Annotated in this window: 10 protein-coding genes; 8 read left to right on the top strand and 2 right to left on the bottom strand. The window is 40.3% G+C overall.

The window, feature by feature from the left end:
- The first annotated feature begins 188 nt into the window (after positions 1-188).
- From BMZ41_RS13945 to BMZ41_RS13920, 6 genes are all read left to right on the top strand, one after another.
- Positions 189-1,505 carry an IS4 family transposase gene (locus BMZ41_RS13945; RefSeq protein ID WP_090530129.1) on the top strand — a complete coding sequence of 439 codons (1,317 nt, stop codon included), beginning with the start codon at positions 189-191 and terminating at the stop codon, positions 1,503-1,505.
- A 217-nt stretch (positions 1,506-1,722) separates the two neighbouring features.
- A complete protein-coding gene (locus BMZ41_RS13940) occupies positions 1,723-3,033 on the top strand; it encodes an ABC transporter ATP-binding protein (RefSeq protein ID WP_090530717.1) in 1,311 nt (436 codons plus the stop codon).
- Positions 3,034-3,049: 16 nt separating this feature from the next.
- Positions 3,050-3,538: a hypothetical protein gene (locus tag BMZ41_RS13935; RefSeq protein ID WP_090530714.1), complete on the top strand. Its 489-nt coding sequence runs from the start codon at positions 3,050-3,052 to the stop codon at positions 3,536-3,538.
- A 3-nt stretch (positions 3,539-3,541) separates the two neighbouring features.
- Positions 3,542-7,072 (top strand): rhamnan synthesis F family protein, encoded by a 3,531-nt coding sequence (locus BMZ41_RS13930; RefSeq protein ID WP_090530711.1) that lies wholly within the window; start codon positions 3,542-3,544, stop codon positions 7,070-7,072.
- A gap of 1 nt (position 7,073) precedes the next feature.
- Positions 7,074-9,521: a glycosyltransferase family 2 protein gene (locus BMZ41_RS13925; RefSeq protein ID WP_242942073.1), complete on the top strand. Its 2,448-nt coding sequence runs from the start codon at positions 7,074-7,076 to the stop codon at positions 9,519-9,521.
- A gap of 193 nt (positions 9,522-9,714) precedes the next feature.
- On the top strand, positions 9,715-11,379 hold the full coding sequence (locus BMZ41_RS13920) for a methyl-accepting chemotaxis protein (RefSeq protein WP_090530708.1): 1,665 nt from the start codon (positions 9,715-9,717) through the stop codon (positions 11,377-11,379).
- Positions 11,380-11,433: 54 nt separating this feature from the next.
- Here BMZ41_RS13920 and BMZ41_RS13915 read toward each other — a convergent pair whose 3' ends face one another.
- Positions 11,434-13,044, bottom strand: a complete 1,611-nt coding sequence (locus BMZ41_RS13915; RefSeq protein ID WP_090530705.1) for an LTA synthase family protein — start codon at positions 13,042-13,044, stop codon at positions 11,434-11,436.
- Entirely contained in the window at positions 13,041-14,114 is a 1,074-nt protein-coding gene (locus BMZ41_RS13910; RefSeq protein ID WP_090530703.1) for an acyltransferase family protein, read from the bottom strand. The genes BMZ41_RS13915 and BMZ41_RS13910 overlap by 4 nt, the downstream gene beginning before the upstream one ends.
- A gap of 155 nt (positions 14,115-14,269) precedes the next feature.
- Between BMZ41_RS13910 and BMZ41_RS13905 the strand changes: the two genes are divergently transcribed.
- Positions 14,270-15,343, top strand: coding sequence for an acyltransferase family protein (locus tag BMZ41_RS13905; RefSeq protein WP_176754450.1), 1,074 nt, complete (start codon positions 14,270-14,272; stop codon positions 15,341-15,343).
- A gap of 8 nt (positions 15,344-15,351) precedes the next feature.
- The gene (locus BMZ41_RS13900; protein ID WP_090530696.1) at positions 15,352-17,193 is read left to right on the top strand and encodes a glycosyltransferase family 2 protein; all 1,842 of its coding nucleotides are present in this window, start codon (positions 15,352-15,354) and stop codon (positions 17,191-17,193) included.
- The last annotated feature ends 63 nt before the right edge of the window (positions 17,194-17,256 follow it).

Genomic DNA, 17,256 nt, shown 5'->3' with positions numbered 1-17,256 from the left:
CAATGTCATTAAGTTAAGATGACTCAATTAAGATCTCTATACCAGAAATGGTATAGGGGTCTTCTTTTTTATAAACATATGTTGACATAACAAGAGAAATATGTGGCCGCTTTCGCTACTGATGTTTTTAAGGTAGCGAAAGCGGCCCTTGTAATTAAGGAAAAAACTTGATTGCAAGGAGGTCGCATATGAAACCAAAGAATGTAAAAAAACTTTTATTTTCTGCAATTGAATCTACTACCGAAAACTATACTGGCTATGTTAATAACACACAAATAGACTTTACAAGAAACCGAAAACTTTCATTTTCAACAATTATCAAAGCTATCATTGGAATGGGAAGTAAGAGCATCACAAATGAGCTAATAGATTTATTTCCGGATGTTGAATCTTTACCATCTGCATCTGCTTTTGTTCAGCAACGTCAAAAAATAAAAACAGACGCTTTTAAGAGTATTTTTAATGATTTTACTTCAAAGTTGATAAATATAACTGATGATTTAGTTGTACTTGCTGTAGATGGTTCTGATATTCAAATACCAACTAATCCAGATGATAAAAGTTCTTTTCATCCTGGTTCCAATGGACAAAAGCCATACAATCTTTTACATTTAAACGCTCTCTACAATCTAGAGAATCATCTGTATACTGATGCTATCATTCAAGGAAAGATGAATACCAACGAACATTCTGCATTACAGGAAATGGTAGATAATTCTTCAATTAACAGAGCATTAGTAATAGCTGATAGAGGCTATGAATCTTATAACAATATGGCACATATACAGGAAAAAGGTTGGTTTTTCCTAATTCGAATAAAAGATGGAACTACTGGTATAAAAAATGGTTTGGATTTACCTGATATACCAGAGTTTGATGTAGACATAAATCTAAAGCTTACACGTAAACAAACAAAAGAAATGAAGAATTTATTTCTGACAGATAGAAATCACTACAAATTAATCCCACATTCAACGCCTTTTGATTATCTACCCCTAAAACTAAAAAAAGCTGATGAGGTGAAGTTTTTTGAACTTAACTTTAGGATTGTAAGATTCAAAATTACCGAAGATTCTTATGAAACAATACTTACAAATCTGGAAAAAACAGAATATTCCCCTGAAAGATTAAAAGTTCTATATGAATCTCGCTGGGGAATAGAAACTTCATTTAGAGATTTAAAATATACGATTGGGATGCTGAATTTTCACTCAAAAAAGGTGATGTGTGTCCAACAGGAAATCTATGCACATCTCATAATGTACAACTTTGCAGAAATGATTACCTCGCACGTAGTCATTGATAAAAAGCAAAGAAAATATACATACAAAGCCAACTTTTCAGTAGCTGCTCATGTGTGTAGACTATTTTTCCTCGAAAAAACAACATCACCCAATTTAGAAACCATAATTGCAAGAAATACTATTCCTATTAGACCTGGAAGGCACCGTGATAGAACCCTTACAGTAAGAGTATTTCGTGGTTTCCTATATAGAGTAGCATAAAAAAATGAAAAGTTAAAAATGCTATTTAAGCAGATTGATAATCTGTCTTATTATTATGCCCAAAAATGAAAAAACAAGATTGAAGCTCGATACTTCAATCTTGTTTTCTTCATTTTAGCCTCCACCGCAATGTTAACTTAATGACATTGCGGGAAACCGGTGTCCTTTTTTTTGAAATTATGGTAGAATTGACTCATATAGCAACATAGGAGACGATATGAGCGATTACGTTATAGAGGTTAATCACGTAGACAAGGTCTACAAGCTTTTCGATAGCAATAAGGCGAGAGTAGCTGATACTCTTGGCCTCACCAGAAAGAAGAATTATAAGGAGCATTATGCTCTTAAAGATATGTCCTTTGCTGTAAAGCAGGGAGAATGTGTAGGACTTATCGGTACTAACGGTTCTGGAAAGTCCACCATTTTAAAGATTATTACAGGTGTACTTTCCCCTACGAAGGGGGATGTGCACGTAGATGGCAGAATCTCAGCACTCCTTGAGCTGGGAGCAGGTTTTAATCAGGAATACACAGGAATTGAAAATATATATTTGAACGGAACTATGCTTGGCTATAGCAAGGAAGAAATCGATGCAAAGCTGGATGACATTCTTAGCTTCGCAGATATCGGAGATTTCGTATTCCAGCCAGTTAAGACATACTCTTCAGGTATGTTTGTCCGTTTGGCATTTGCTGTAGCCATCAACATCGATCCAGAAATCCTTATCGTAGATGAGGCCCTTTCTGTAGGTGATGTTTTCTTCCAGGCAAAGTGCTACAAGAAGTTTGAGGAGTTCAAGGCAGCCGGAAAGACTATTCTTTTCGTATCCCACGATTTGGGCGCCATCAGCAAATACTGCGACAGAGCAGTTCTTATCAACAAGGGTGATAAGGTGGCTGAGGGCACACCAAAGGATATGATTGATATCTATAAAAAGATTCTTGTTGGACAGGAGCCAGTTCTTTCCAGCAAGGTAGATTTGGCAGATGCCTTTAACACTGACGGCACAGCAGATGGCGGCCAGTCAGAGCAGACAGGCTCTACAAACTGGAAGTCCAACTACCAGATTAATCCAAACGTTAATGAGTACGGCGATGGCAGAGCCAGCATTGTTGATTTTGCAGTTATCGATGACAATGGCAATTACACCAACGCCATTATGAAGGGCAGCACCTTTACAGTTAAGTCAAAGGTGCACTTCAATACAGATATCGAGAATCCAATCTTTACACTTACATTCAAGACTCTTAAGGGAATTGATGTAACAGGCACTAACACCATGTACGAAAAGTGTGATGTGGGACTTTGCAAGGAAGGCAGCGAATACGTGGCTACCTTCACTCAGAAGATGGATATGCAGGGCGGTGAGTACCTGATGTCTATCAGCTGCACAGGTTATGACGGAGTGGATTTCGTAGCATATCACAGACTTTACGATGTTATGAATATCACAGTTGTTAGCACGAAGAACACTGTTGGATATTATGATATGAATTCAAAGGTTACTGTAACAAAAGTTAAAGATTGATTTAAGGAGAGAGCCTATGATACAAGAAAAGTATAATAGACAGATCTTTGAAGCCGGAACCATTGATGCAATTGAAAATCTCAGCCATATGAGGAGTAATGTTCTTTCTCCAGTTGGAATCACAAAGGGAGACAGCGTGTTGATTATTCAGCCAGACTGTGAGTCTATCGTAGAGTGGCTTCAGGAGCAGGCTGCTCAGGTTACTGTAGCCATGGAAGATTCCATTGGAGAAGTTAAAGAAAGATCTAATATAATTATCAATCTAGGGCATCTTTCTGAGACACCTTCCACCTTGAAGAAACACCTTTCAGAGGGCGGCAGACTGGTGTATGCCTTCTCTGAAAAGGACAGACTTTCAAACTTTATAAAGAACCTTTTGAAGGAAGCGGGCTTCAATGACATCACTACTTTCAGAGTGAGCCCTGATTATTTATTCACTACAGAAATATATGCAGAGGATTATTTAGGGGGAGGAGCAGGCGACTATCTGCTCATTGCTAAATAAAAAATGGAACGATTACTATACGAGAAGCTCTCCAATGAGAGAAACCCAAAATATAACATCATCACAGATATTGTAGAGCGTGACGGCACAAAGGTTGTTGTGAAAAGGCCTTACGACTCGGAGGCTGTGGAGCATATTCATAGAGTATTTAATAGCTACAGAGGCTTGCAGGAATTACTGCAGGGCTCTGATTTTTGCGTAAATGACAGTAAGCTTGTTGGAGATTCTATCGAAAGCGAATTCCTTCAGGGACAGCATCTTACCGCAGCTGATGCAGAGGATTTCCTTGCAGCAGTAAAGGCTGCCTTTATCCCAAAGGCCAGTGAGTTTGTAAGCACACCAGAGTTCGAGAAAGTCTTCGGACATGTAGACTTGCCTAGAGGAGTGCTTGCTTGTCAATTCTTAGATATAGATTTAATTTTTGATAACATTATCAAGACTGATAAAGGATGGCAGATTATTGATTACGAGTGGACTTTTGATTTCCCTATTCCAATCAATTACATGCTTTACCGTGTGGTTAAATTCAGCGAACTTCCGGGCAATCTGGTAGCCATTTCTGATGAAGAAAAGGCAGAGTACCAAAAGATGGAGGATCACTTCCAGAGCAAATACTGCTTCAAGGATGTGAAGAATCTTAAGGAGCTTAGAGAACACGCTGAAGGACGCAGTAAGACCAGCACTGATTTTGCTATTGCCAGTCGTGATTACCAGATAAAGCAGCTTCAGGAACTGATTGCTGCAAAGGATGTTCACATCAGAAATATCGAGGCTGTAAATGCGCAGCTTCGCACAATATACGATAACACTGTTAATACCAGAGGCTACAAAACTTTAGAGAGTATTCGAGCTTTCACATCTTTTCTTCGTGGAAAGCCAAGCCCAGCCAGGGATGCAAAAAGAGCGGAGAAGGAAGCTAAGAAGGCTGCGAAGCTTGCGGCAAAAGAAGCTAAGAAAGCTGCGACCAGAGGAGAGGAAGCGCCTTCTGTTGCAGTGCATCTTCATCTTTTCTATGTGGATTTATTGCCAGAGTTTGTAAGCTACTTCTCAAATATCCCATTCCGCTTTGATCTTTACATTTCCTGTCAGCCTGATGCAGACATTAATGTGATTAAGGCAGGTCTGAAGGAACTTAAAATGGCAAACAAGACCGTTGTGCGCCCTCTTCAGAACAGAGGACGAGACCTTGCGCCACTTTACGTAGCTTTTGCTGAGGAGATAAAGCAGCACGATTATTTCCTTCATGTACATAGTAAGAAATCACTTTACTCAGGTCAGGAAAAGGACGGCTGGAGACAGTTTTCTTTAGAGATTTTATTAGGCTCTCCTGAGAAAGTTAATTCTATATTTGATTTATTTAAGAATAAAAATGCAGGTTTGGTATACCCAGATATTCATGAGGAAGTGCCAATGATTGCCTACTCATGGCTTGCAAATGCAGGACTGGGTCAGCAGCTTTTTGCTGAGTACGACCTTGGCGATATGCCTTCTGTATTCAATTATCCAGCAGGCTCCTTCTTCTGGGCGTGTACGGATGCTTTAAAGCCAGTCTTCGACCACGGTTATACCTACGAGGATTTCCCTGAGGAAGCAGGTCAGACAGATGGCACACTTGCTCACGCCTTGGAGCGCATCCTTCCATTTGTTTCAAGAAAGCAGGGTTATGACGATTACATCCTCTACTTAGAGGACAAGGATACGCAGGTAAATAAGAGTCTTCGTCCATTCTTTAGCAATTTCAAGGTGGACAAGGAGCTTCTTATTATGAAGCTTTCTGCATACGAGACTATTTCATTTGATATTTTCGATACACTTATCACCAGAACGGTTTATGAGCCTGATGATGTGTTTAGAATCGTGGAGAAAGCTATCGCTAATAAACTTGGCAAGCAGGTAGATTTTGTTAAGCTTAGAAAATCAGCTGAAGCAGCTGCTACCGCCCAGTATGGCGCGCTTACTACAATCGATAAGATTTATGTAGAGGTTTCCAAGGACAAGACTATTGGCGATATCGCCATGGATATTAAGAAGCTGGAAATCGAAGTGGAGACTGCAGTATGCATTCCTAGAAAGGACATGGTGGAGGTTTACAATGCTCTGAAATCAATGGGCAAGCGTGTTATCCTCGTCAGTGACATGTACCTTAACCGCGTGGAGGTTGTGGGATTATTACACAAGTGTGGCATAGCTTATTATGATGAGCTTTTGATTTCCTGCGAGGTAGGCGCACGCAAGGATGATGGTTCTATGTGGAATTTGGTACTTTCAAATGTGCCTGCAAACACCTTTATCCACGTAGGAGATAACTTCCGTTCAGACTCACAGATTCTTATGGATAGACATGTGGCTACTCATATTGTGCTGAATCCACGTGATTTACTTGCGCTTTCTGATTTTGCTTATTTTGATAAGCTCGCAAAGAGAAGTCTGGCTGACTCGGTAGTTGTAGGACAGGCCATAAATGGAGGTATCTTCAATTCTCCATTTGCCTTTGATGAGCATGGAAAGCTTCACTTTAAGAATATGTATGACATGGGCTACACCACTATGGGTCCTCTTATGGCCCGTTTCATTGAGTGGGTAGTCGAGGAAAATAAAAGGAGTGGCGAGAGATTACTGCTTTTGGCCCGCGAAGGCTATATGCTGGAGCAGCTCATCCGTGGCTACTGTCAGGGAAAGGGAATCCAGGTTCCAGATATCCATTATTTCCTTACCTCACGCAGAGCCTGTGCAGTACCAGCTCTTGAAAATGATGAAGATATCAGAGAGCTTGTCTCTCAGAAATATCAGGGTACCTTTAGCAATCTTCTTGTGGAGCGCTTCGGACTGGAGCTTCACGCTGATGATGCTGACCGTGAATTTGACTACGAGACAAAGCCAGAGGAATTGATGGCGGCCTTAGAGCCATATAAGGCAGAGATTTTTGCCAAGGCTTCCACAGAAAAGACTGCATATCTGAATTATGCCGAGGATTTCCTTGCTACTTCAAAGGATATTGCAGTTGTAGATGTAGGCTTTTCAGGAACAATTCAATACTTCCTTATGAAGCTTACAGGACGTGATATTAGAGGACATTATCTAGCTCTTCATTCTAATAAGCCAGAGCGAATCGGCGGTAAGGCTGATGCAATTTTTGAAATTAAAGACAGACGTCTGATAGATGACAGCAAGCTGATGAGATATCAGCTATTCCTTGAGAATGCTTTATCTGCGCCATTTGGCCAGCTTATTAATTTCACTATGGAAAATGGCAAGCCAAAGCCATCCTTCAAGGGAGATGACTTTGTCAGTGACGAAGTAAAGCAGCTACAGAAGGGTATTTTGGACTATGTTGTTCAGTATGCCATCTCTACAAAGCATATGGCTGGCGAGCAGGTAACCGACTCGGCACTTGTAGAAGATTTATTCTATGATATAATAGCGGCTGGCACTTTAACATCCGAGATTGCAGAGTCTCTCACTGTAGAGGACGGATATTCTCGTGGAGGTGTCCAGAGATTTGACGTAGAAACCGGTAAATGGAAGGTAGATTAATTTGAGAGATACTTTTAATGTGGTATTTATCAGATACCATCTGACTAAGAAAAATACATTATTGTTTCAGGGATTTTATCCATTTGATAACCCTAAGGGCTACGACCTTGTAGCAGAGATGAACGGAAAGCCTTACAAGATGGATATCACCATCAACGAGGGTAATGAGGTTCGCCGCCGCTACATCGCAGCTCATAAGAGTGTTTCAAAGGAATATGTGGGTGAGATTGCACTTCCTGAGAATTTAAAGGATGTGAAGTCTTTACAGCTTATCTGTGTCCTCGGTGATACAAGAAGCGTGGTTTATAAGGCTACTGGCCGCGACCTTGAAAAGCTTAAGAAGGAATATGAGTATAATCTCGAGCGTGCAGCTGTTACAGATGACAAGATTCAGATTCTTGGTTGGGCAATTGGAAATGTTCCTGAGGAGTTCCACCTTTACGATGGAAACAAAGAGATCCCAATTTCCGTAAAGCGTATGTTTCGAAAGGATGTTTACGGTGTTTATCCAGAGCTTACAGAAAAGTGCGATTCAGGATTAGAAATCGTTTTTGATAAGGGTGATTACAAGAAGCTTCGCCTTACAATTACTGCAAATGGTCAGGTCTATGATTGCAAGGTAGACACACCACATGTGCTTACAGGAGGAAATCTTCTTCCAAAGAAGACCTTGTGGGAGCGTATCGAGCTTTACCGTCAGGACAACGGACTTAGCGCTACAATCAAGCATGCCATTGATAAATTCAAGAATGCTGATGCACCAAAGTACACATATATGGATTTCCTTACAAGCTTTGGCCCTACAGAGGTAGAGCTTCAGCGTCAGCGCGACGAGAAGTTTGATTACAATCCACTTATGAGTATTGTGGTTCCAATGTATCAGACTCCAGAGAAGTTCCTGGTAGAGCTTGTGGATTCAATCGTTGCTCAGACATATTCTAACTGGGAGCTTTGTCTTGCAGACGGAAGTCCAGATGATACCATCGGTAAATTTATTGAGAAGAAATACGGCAGCGACAGCCGTATCAAATACACACACCTTGAGGCAAACCTTGGCATTTCAGATAACACAAATGCTGCCATTGCCCTTGCTACAGGTGATTACATCGTTCTTTCAGATCACGATGACACTCTTGCTCCAAACGCAATGTACGAGTGCGTGGCTGCTATCAACAAGGACCGCAGCATCGATGTTATCTACACTGACGAGGACAAGATTTCTATGGACTCAAAGGAATACTTTGAGCCAGTGTTCAAGCCAGATTACAACTTAGATTTACTTTGTTCCGTAAATTATATCTGTCATCTTTTCATCTTCAGAAGAGATATCTATGAGAAGGTGGGCGCATTTAATAAAGAATATGATGGTGCTCAGGATCATGATTTCATTCTCCGCTGCTGTGAGGCTGCTGGAAATGTTCATCACGTTCCAAAGGCTCTATATCACTGGAGAAGCCATGCTGCATCTACAGCCATGTCGGCAGAAAGCAAGCTTTACGCTTTTGATGCTGGAGTTCGTGCAGTTCAGGCACACTACGACAGACTTGGCATCCCAGCTAAGGTTGAGCAGGATACCTTCTACGGATGTTACCGCACAATTTATCAGTGGGATAAGGAGCCACTAGTTTCCATCATCATTCCTAATAAGGATCACACAGATGATTTGGATAAGTGCATTAAGTCAATTGATAAGAAGAGCAATTACAAGAATATCGAGTACGTTATCGTGGAGAACAATTCCACAGAACCAGAGACTTTCGAGTACTACAAGTCAATCGAGGGGCGCCCTGATGTAAAGATTGTCCGCTATGAGACACCAGGCTTCAATTTCTCTGCAATCAACAACTGCGGTGCAAAGGCAGCCAGTGGTGAGATGTACCTTCTTTTAAATAACGATACAGAGATTATCAACGAGGGCTGTATCAGAGAGATGGTAGATGTTTGTCTCCGCCCAGACGTAGGTATCTGCGGAGCGCTCCTTTACTATCCTGACAATACAGTTCAGCATGCGGGCGTTGTAATGGGAATCGGCGGAATCGCAGGTCACACCTTTGTAGGCCTTGAGAGAAGCGAGCCAGGTTACATGTTTCGTGCCGTTACAACTCAGGATTTATCAGCTGTTACAGCTGCCTGCCTGATGGTTCGTAAAGATGTGTTTGAAGAGGTTGGCGGGCTCACAGAAGAGCTGGCTGTAGCCTTTAATGATGTGGACTTCTGTATGAAGGTTCGCGATAAGGGATATCTTGTTGTTTACAATCCACACGCAGAGCTTTACCACTATGAGTCAAAGTCACGTGGATATGAGGACACAGGAGAGAAGGTTGCCAGATTTAATTCTGAGGTTGAAAAGCTTGAGAAGAGATGGCCAGATATTCTGGATAAAGGGGATCCTTACTACAATCCAAATCTCTCAATCCTTGATGGATGGTATAGATTAAAAGAAGAATAGAGGCTTCCCCTTGAGGGGAAAAATTAAATATATGCTAAGAGTAAAAAGTTATAGATTGAGTATCAATAATAAAATTGCATGCAATCTATAACTTTTTGTATATTTTTACCATAGTATATTGTGACGAAACTGTGTATATTACCTTTTGTTGTGTATTAACTAGTAATTTAGACAAAACTTGAAAGGTAATATCATGAAGAAAGTTTCAGTAAAATCGGTTAAAGTAGTACTAATTGGTATGGTAATATTCACACTTGGTACTCTTGAATTAATCAATTTGTTTTTTGGTGCGCAGAATTTGAAGGATGGTCTTGAGTACCAGACTATGCAGGGACTCAAGGCTGCATCTCTTACATATAAGCAGGTGCTAAATATAACAGAGCATAATGCAAACGTAGATAACTCTACTCTTGAGAAGGAGTTACATGACTCTACCGGATATGAGTACACATTCTTTCTTGGAAACAAGGTTGAGCGTACAACAATAGAAGGTGGTGAAGGCGGCGTCATTGAAGGTGAAATCGCCGATGCAGTTTTAAGTAAATATCAGACATATACTGATGCAAATACTGAGATTAATGGCGTAGATTACATGGTAGTTTACCAGCCACTTATTTATAACGATGTATGTTATGGAATGGCTTTTGTAGGTATGCCAAAGACTACACTTCTTTCATACATCAATAGCATGATGTTAAAGACATTAATAACAGGTCTTGTTGCAATGGCAATTGTTATTTCAATAGCTATTTATGCAGCAATTAAGCTTTCAAATGCTATTAAGGCAAATGTTAAGGCTATTGATAAGCTTTCTACAGGTGATTTATCAGTAAGAATTAATGAGAAGATTGTACGTAGACGTGATGAGCTTGGACAGACTGCAAGAGCTATTATTTCCCTTGCGGATAAGCTTGGAGATGTAATTGGTAGTGCTAAAAACTCATCTTCAGAGCTTGATACATCAGCAGAGTACCTTTCAGCTACAGCTGAGACAATTTCTATGACAGCTGAGAACGTAACAAGTGCAGTAGATCACGTTGCTTACGGTGCTTCAAATCAGGCTGATTCTTTACAGGAAGCAGTTGCAAGTGTTGAAGAAATCAATGATGCTATCCAGAACATCACTGATAATACAAATCACATGAACAAGCTTGCAGGTTACATGCAGGATAATTCTCAGACAAGCTCAGCTGCTTTACAGGAGCTCCAGGCTTCTACTGAGGAGACAATTAACGCAATCGAGGATATCGTTTCTAAGATTGACAAGACAAACAAGGCTGTTGAGTCTGTAGTAGAGGCAGTTGCAATCATCGATTCTATCGCAGCTCAGACAAACCTTCTTTCACTTAATGCTAGTATCGAGGCAGCAAGAGCTGGTGAGGCTGGTAGAGGCTTCTCAGTAGTTGCTAACGAGATTCGTGGTCTTGCAGAGCAGTCAGCTACAGCGGCAAAGAATATCGAGGAAATCATGAATGTTCTTTCTGCTGATTCACAGGCTACAATGACTAATGCAGGCCAGGTACAGGGGTCAGTTGAGAAGCAGGGTGAGGTTCTTAACAGAACGATCGATGTTGTAAACACTATGATTGGTAACATTGACGAGTCACTTGTTGTAACAAAGAAGATTGTTGAAAGCGTAGACCAGTCTGATAAGGCTACAAAGGTATTTGCTGATACAATTAATTCACTTTCAGCTATCTCACAGGAAAATGCAGCAAGCACAGAGGAAACTCGTGCATCTATGATTGAACTTGCTGAGACAGTAAGCAAGCTTTCAGAGAAGGCAAATAATCTTAATGATATCTCTAAGATTCTTGAGAAGGAAATGTCTTACTTCAACGAGAAGCAGAGTGCTTAATTCTAGAAAACAAAAAAAGAAGAACTTGCGAAAATGCAGGTTCTTCTTTTTTATTTATCTTTCTGCCTCCAGTGCGCTAAAGTAAGCTAACACCTGGCTTAGGAATTCTTCTTTTTCCAGCTCTTCCAGATATCGTATCTGGGCGTCCTCTGTACTGATAAGATAAGAGGCATCATAAAACATTTTATCAAAAGAACTGCTGGCGTTCTTGTCAAAAAGGCTGGTGCCCAGGAAGTAGTTCTCAGTATTGATATCCAGCAAATCCAAAATAGTAGGAGTGAAGCAAAGAGAATTGCGTCCCTCTACATCTATCTCTTGTGGCTGAATATCCTTGTGATAGATGAACAATGGCATTTCATCTAAGTCTGTGCACTCACGCTTGTGGTCAGGGAATAAATCTGTGTAAGACTGATCAGCGTAAGTAGAATGATCTGTGGTGAAAACCAGTATTGTATTATCTGCCAGCTTAGATGATTTGAACTCTTCCAAGAAGTAGTTAAACATCTGGTCACAGTTGTAAAACTTATTTAAAAAGCCGTTGGCGCCGTCACCATATTGATACTCTTTTGAGTTGAAGGAAACGTGGGTGCCAAAGGTATAAATTCCAAGGAGGAACGGCTCATCACTTTCTTCCATCTCATGAACTGTCTGAGTGAGAAGTCTGTAAGCTTCTCCATCTGTCATGCCATCAGCAAGGCCAGTAACATTGTCCTTATCTTCAACAATTTCATCGAAGCCAAGATTATTTAAATACTGAGTGAACTCCTCATTAAAGGGTTCCGTATTTACGAAGGCTGTTCTGTATCCCTGGTCCTTTAAAACACTTTGAAGGGAGATAAGATTGTTAGCCTTTTTGTCATCATCCAGCTTATAACCACTGTAGAGCTGACCCTGAACACCACGGAGTGTAGGAAAGGTGTGATTGTAATAATTCTTAAAAGAGATGCAGGATTTCTCGAACTCCCTCACACTTGGCATTATTTCACGTTCGTCTGAAATAATGTTTGAGCTAAGACCTTCTGTGAAAATAACAATAATATTTGGCTTCTCAGGCAAGCTCTCTGGCTTATTTATTCCATCCTCAACAGAGTCTTTATGGAAGGTGGCAAGAGCTACCTGTGGGTCTGCAGCTGCACGCTTAACATGCTGGTAACGAAGCTGATCTACAAAAATTGTAGCGAAGCTTTGTACGGGACTAAAGCGCTTATACTCAATGTTTACGGCTACTTCCACAATAAGAAGTGCAACAACAAAATAAAGGATAATTCTTTTATTTAACTTTATGACAGCTTTTCCAGGAAGGAAAATTATTGCCAGTGCTAAAACAGTTCCTAAGATATAAGCAACAGCTCGTCCGCCTAAATCCTGTAAAAACTTTACATTCTTAAGCATGGTAAGAGTCACGTAGCTGTTTCCAAAATAGAGCACAGTCATCTGTCCTACATAGATGAAAAATAGTATGCAGGCAAGGATTCGCCCCCATTTCTTCTCCACGATTAGATTATAAATAATGAAAATAAGTGCGAGCTCAGCAAGTCCAACAGTAACGTATGCAAGATGTCTTGTAGTAAAGTAAGTCATTACTGTCAGAACTACGGCAAGTATGAACTTTATAATTGTGAAAAGCCCTCGTCTGAAGGCTTTATCTTTGAGGCGTGAAATCAATTCAGGTACTCCTTTGTTTTGTTAATAAGTGGCTGCTCCACATAGTTATAAATGGCGATAGACATAGCCAGTGAAAGCAGATAAACAACCACGAAAATTCTGTAAGCTGAAAGGTCAGAAAAGTGAAGCATCAGCATAAAGTGCAGCAGGTACATTGAAAAGCTTACATTTCCAACGAGAGTGAAAACTCTGTTACCCATAAAGCGACGAACGATATTTACCTCAGAAAGAAGACATAAAATCATAATCGCCAAAGCTGCCATATAAGTGATGAGAACAGGATGCTCCCATCCAACGTAGCAATCTGACAGACGCTTATCTATAAGAGTCAGAATATCCACGGAGCTGACAATAGAAAGCATAAGGCAGATAACTACATAAACTGAACCAACAATCTCTAAAGTACGAACTCCAGCGGCAGATACCTTAGGTGCCAAAAGCTTTACAAGCTTAAGCATGTAGGCAAAGGACATACCTATAAGGAAGAGCCACAGTCTGAGTGGAGAGGCATAACCATTTCCATTCAGGAAAAGGGCTGGTGCCTTTGGCAAAAGCTGATAGCTTACAAATACAAGCAGATTTAAAAATGCAAATACTGCAAGGTTCATCTGAAGCGCAGCAAGTCCTAATTTTCCGAGTAGCTTTTTGAAGGCAGCAATAATCAAAATTATAAATGGAGCTACCAGATAGAAAAATACTTCCTGCTGAAGGAACCAGAGGTGGTTCTTACTCTTGATGAAAAACATATTTAACAAAAGACTATTGTCAGTCTGGAAATTTCTAAAATCAAAAAAGTTTAGCCCCCAAGTACCGAAGAACATGCACAGCCAGCAGGCTGGGATGATACGCATGAAACGCTTTAGGTAATAGTGACCAAATGCCTTTGGGGTAAAGTAATTAAATTCGAAATTGTCTTGTGTAAATGGCTGACAAACGAAAAAACCGCTCATGGCAAAGAAAATATTATTTCCTAATCCACCCTGAGCCAGGAAACCGCAGTGAGACAGGATGATAAGGGTGATAGCCCAGAATCGAAGTCCCTGAATTGCGTTGTTTTTGGACTGTTTCATTTATATTATTCCCTTCAAAATGTGATGGTAAATTTCAAAATTAACTCATTGTGATTATACTATAGTGACCTATGAAAAAATAGGTAAATTTGTATGTGGTCTGGGTATATGATAAAATGACACACGTAAAAATATGCAATTTAAAGGAATTATTAATGAAGAATAAACGCACATTAGCAGACTTGTCACAAGGCACTAATAACAACTTAAATCTGGTTAGACTGATAGCCGCTTTGATGGTTATGTACATGCATTCTTTTGCCTTATGTCAGGCAAATCTTGAGGCAGATATTATGTACACGTTGTCATTCCACAAGGCACTTTCTGGTCAGGTGGGCGTAGATATTTTCTTTGTAATAAGCGGTTTTTTAATTTATAGAAGCTATGAAAGAAGTGGCGATGTAGTCAAATATATTAGAGCTAGATTCCTTAGAATCTGGCCTCTTTTAGCGCTTTTTATTTTAGTTACAGCTTTTATTTTTGGACCGATTTATACAAGTCTTTCTATGAAGGAATATTTTGCCGGAGATATAAAAGGTTATCTGATGAATTTAGTATTTAATTCATCTCAGACCAGCCTTCCGGGAGTATTTGCAAACCATATTAATCGCAGCTCCAACGGAAGTATCTGGACTTTGCAGTACGAAGTACTTTGCTACCTTTTGGTAATTGTATTGTTCCCATTTTTAAAGAAGTGCAACAAGCTTATATTTTTGCTGGTAGCTTTTTCAGGTGGTGTATATCTGTATTTTAATTATCTATGGACAGATGCTACCGTTTTTATCTTGTCGAAAGACGTGCTGGTAAATCTTGGTCGACTTACAATGCACTTTGAGATGGGTGTGCTCTACTACATCTATCGTGAGAGAATAGTTCTTCGCTACAGATATTTTTGGCTGAAGGTTGTGGCATTTATTGTTGGCTCCTACTTCCTTGATTATGAAATCGTATTTGCGTTATTTGGTACTTACATTCTTATGTGTATAGGCTTTAGCTACTGGAAGATTTCTGAGTACTACAATAAGGTGGGAGATATTTCCTACGGCGTGTACATCATGTCCTTCTTCGTGCAGCAGCGTGTCATTGAATACTTGGGTGAAATCCCATACGGCTACCGCGCATACTATATGGATACCTATCTTAATTTTGTGGTATCTGTACTTGTTGTTGTGCCATTGGCATTTATCAGCTGGCATTGCTTTGAAAAACAATTACTGAAATTAAAATAAGGAATATTATGAACGAGATTAAAGAGTACAAAGAACCAACTAATAAAATTGAAAAGGGGCTGATGTATCTTCAGCACTACGGTGTTCGTAGAACCGTTACCAAGACTTTTTTAAAGGCTATCGGTCACGATCAGGAGCACTATAGCTATCGTAAATTTTTGAAGGCACATCCTGTTACAGAGGCGGAGCTTGATAAGCAGCGCCATACCGTATTTACGTATAATCCTGTAATCAGTATAGTCATTCCCCTTTATAATACACCAGAGAATTTCCTGGTGGAGTTAATTCAGTCTTTCACAGCACAGACCTATCCAAACTGGCAGCTTTGCCTTGGTGATGGAAGTCCAAAGGAAGGTTTGAGGGATATTATTCTTAAGGCTACTGGCGGACAGTGGGACGACAGAATTGTCTACAAGAAGCTGGAGGGCAATACTGGAATTGCCGGAAATACTAATGCAGCCTTGGAGCTTGCCACTGGTTCTTTCATTGGCTTTACCGACCATGATGACCTCATCACACCTGATGCAATGTTTTATATAGCAAAGGCTTTAAATGAGGATAGTACCATCGAGGCTATCTATTCTGACGAGGATAAAATTGACATGGAAGGCAAGGAATATTTCCTTCCTCATTTCAAGTCAGATTTCAATATTGATTTGTTGTGCTCACACAATTACATCACTCATCTTTTTGTTGCCAGAGCTGATTTGGTTAAGGCAAGCGGCGGCATTAAGTCTGAGTTTGATGGCGCTCAGGATCACGATTTTGATCTTAGAATTCTTGAGCAGTGTAAGAATATTTATCACATTCCAAGAGTGCTGTATCATTGGCGTACACATCCTCTTTCTACAGCGGATCATCCAGAGGCAAAGATGTATGCATATGAGAATGGTCGTCGCGCAGTAGAGGAGCACTACAAGAGAATAGGTGTGCCAGCCCGCGTGGAGCTTGATACACATTTGGGATATTACCGCACTATTTACGAGTGGCCAGATACACCGCTTTTGTCAATTGTAATTCCTAACATGAATCATTGCAGGGATTTGCAGCAGTGCATCGACAGCATTCATGAGCACACAGACTACAAGAATATTCAGTTCGTTATTGTGGAAAATAATTCCACTGAAGCAGCGTTGCTTGATTACTATAAAGAGCTGGAAATCAGAACAGACATCAACGCAAAGGTGGTTGATTTTACAGCGGCACATCCTGAGACAAAGGGCCAGTTTAATTTCTCTGCTCTTGTTAATTATGGCGTGGAAATGTCAGACGGAGAGTACATTCTCCTTTTGAACAACGACACACGAATGATTAATACAAACGCTATCTCAGAGATGATGGGATTTGTCAGAAGAAATGATGTGGGTGCAGTAGGTGCCAGATTATACTATGGCAACAACACCGTTCAGCACGCAGGACTTATTCTTGGACTTGGCGGTGTGGCAAATTCTCAATTCCATGGAAGCGGAAGAGAGCAGGTAGGATATTTCTATCGAAGCACCTGTGTGCAGGATTTATCTGCTGTAACTGGTGCATGTCTTCTTACCAGCAAGGCTGACTACCAGAGCGTGGGCGGATTTGATGAGAAGCTTGCAGTGGCCTTTAACGATGTGGATTACTGTCTGAAGCTTAGAGCAAAGGATTTGCTCTGCGTGTACACTCCATTTTCAGAGTGGTATCACTTGGAGTCACTTAGTCGTGGTTTAGACCATGAGGATCCAGAGAAGAAAGCCCGTATGGACAAGGAGACAGAGTACTTTATGTCTAAGTGGAAGGAAGTGTATGAGAAGGGTGATCCTTACTACAATCCAAATCTTTCACTGACAAAATTTGACTATTCATTTGAGTAGATAATAAGGTCAATAACATTTATAATATAAGGTAATAAATTACTTGGGGAAGTAATCAGGTTT

Origin of the sequence: Pseudobutyrivibrio sp. UC1225, from assembly GCF_900115215.1 — a bacterium.
GTDB lineage: Bacteria > Bacillota > Clostridia > Lachnospirales > Lachnospiraceae > Pseudobutyrivibrio.
This window is presented reverse-complemented; position numbering and strand designations above follow the sequence as displayed.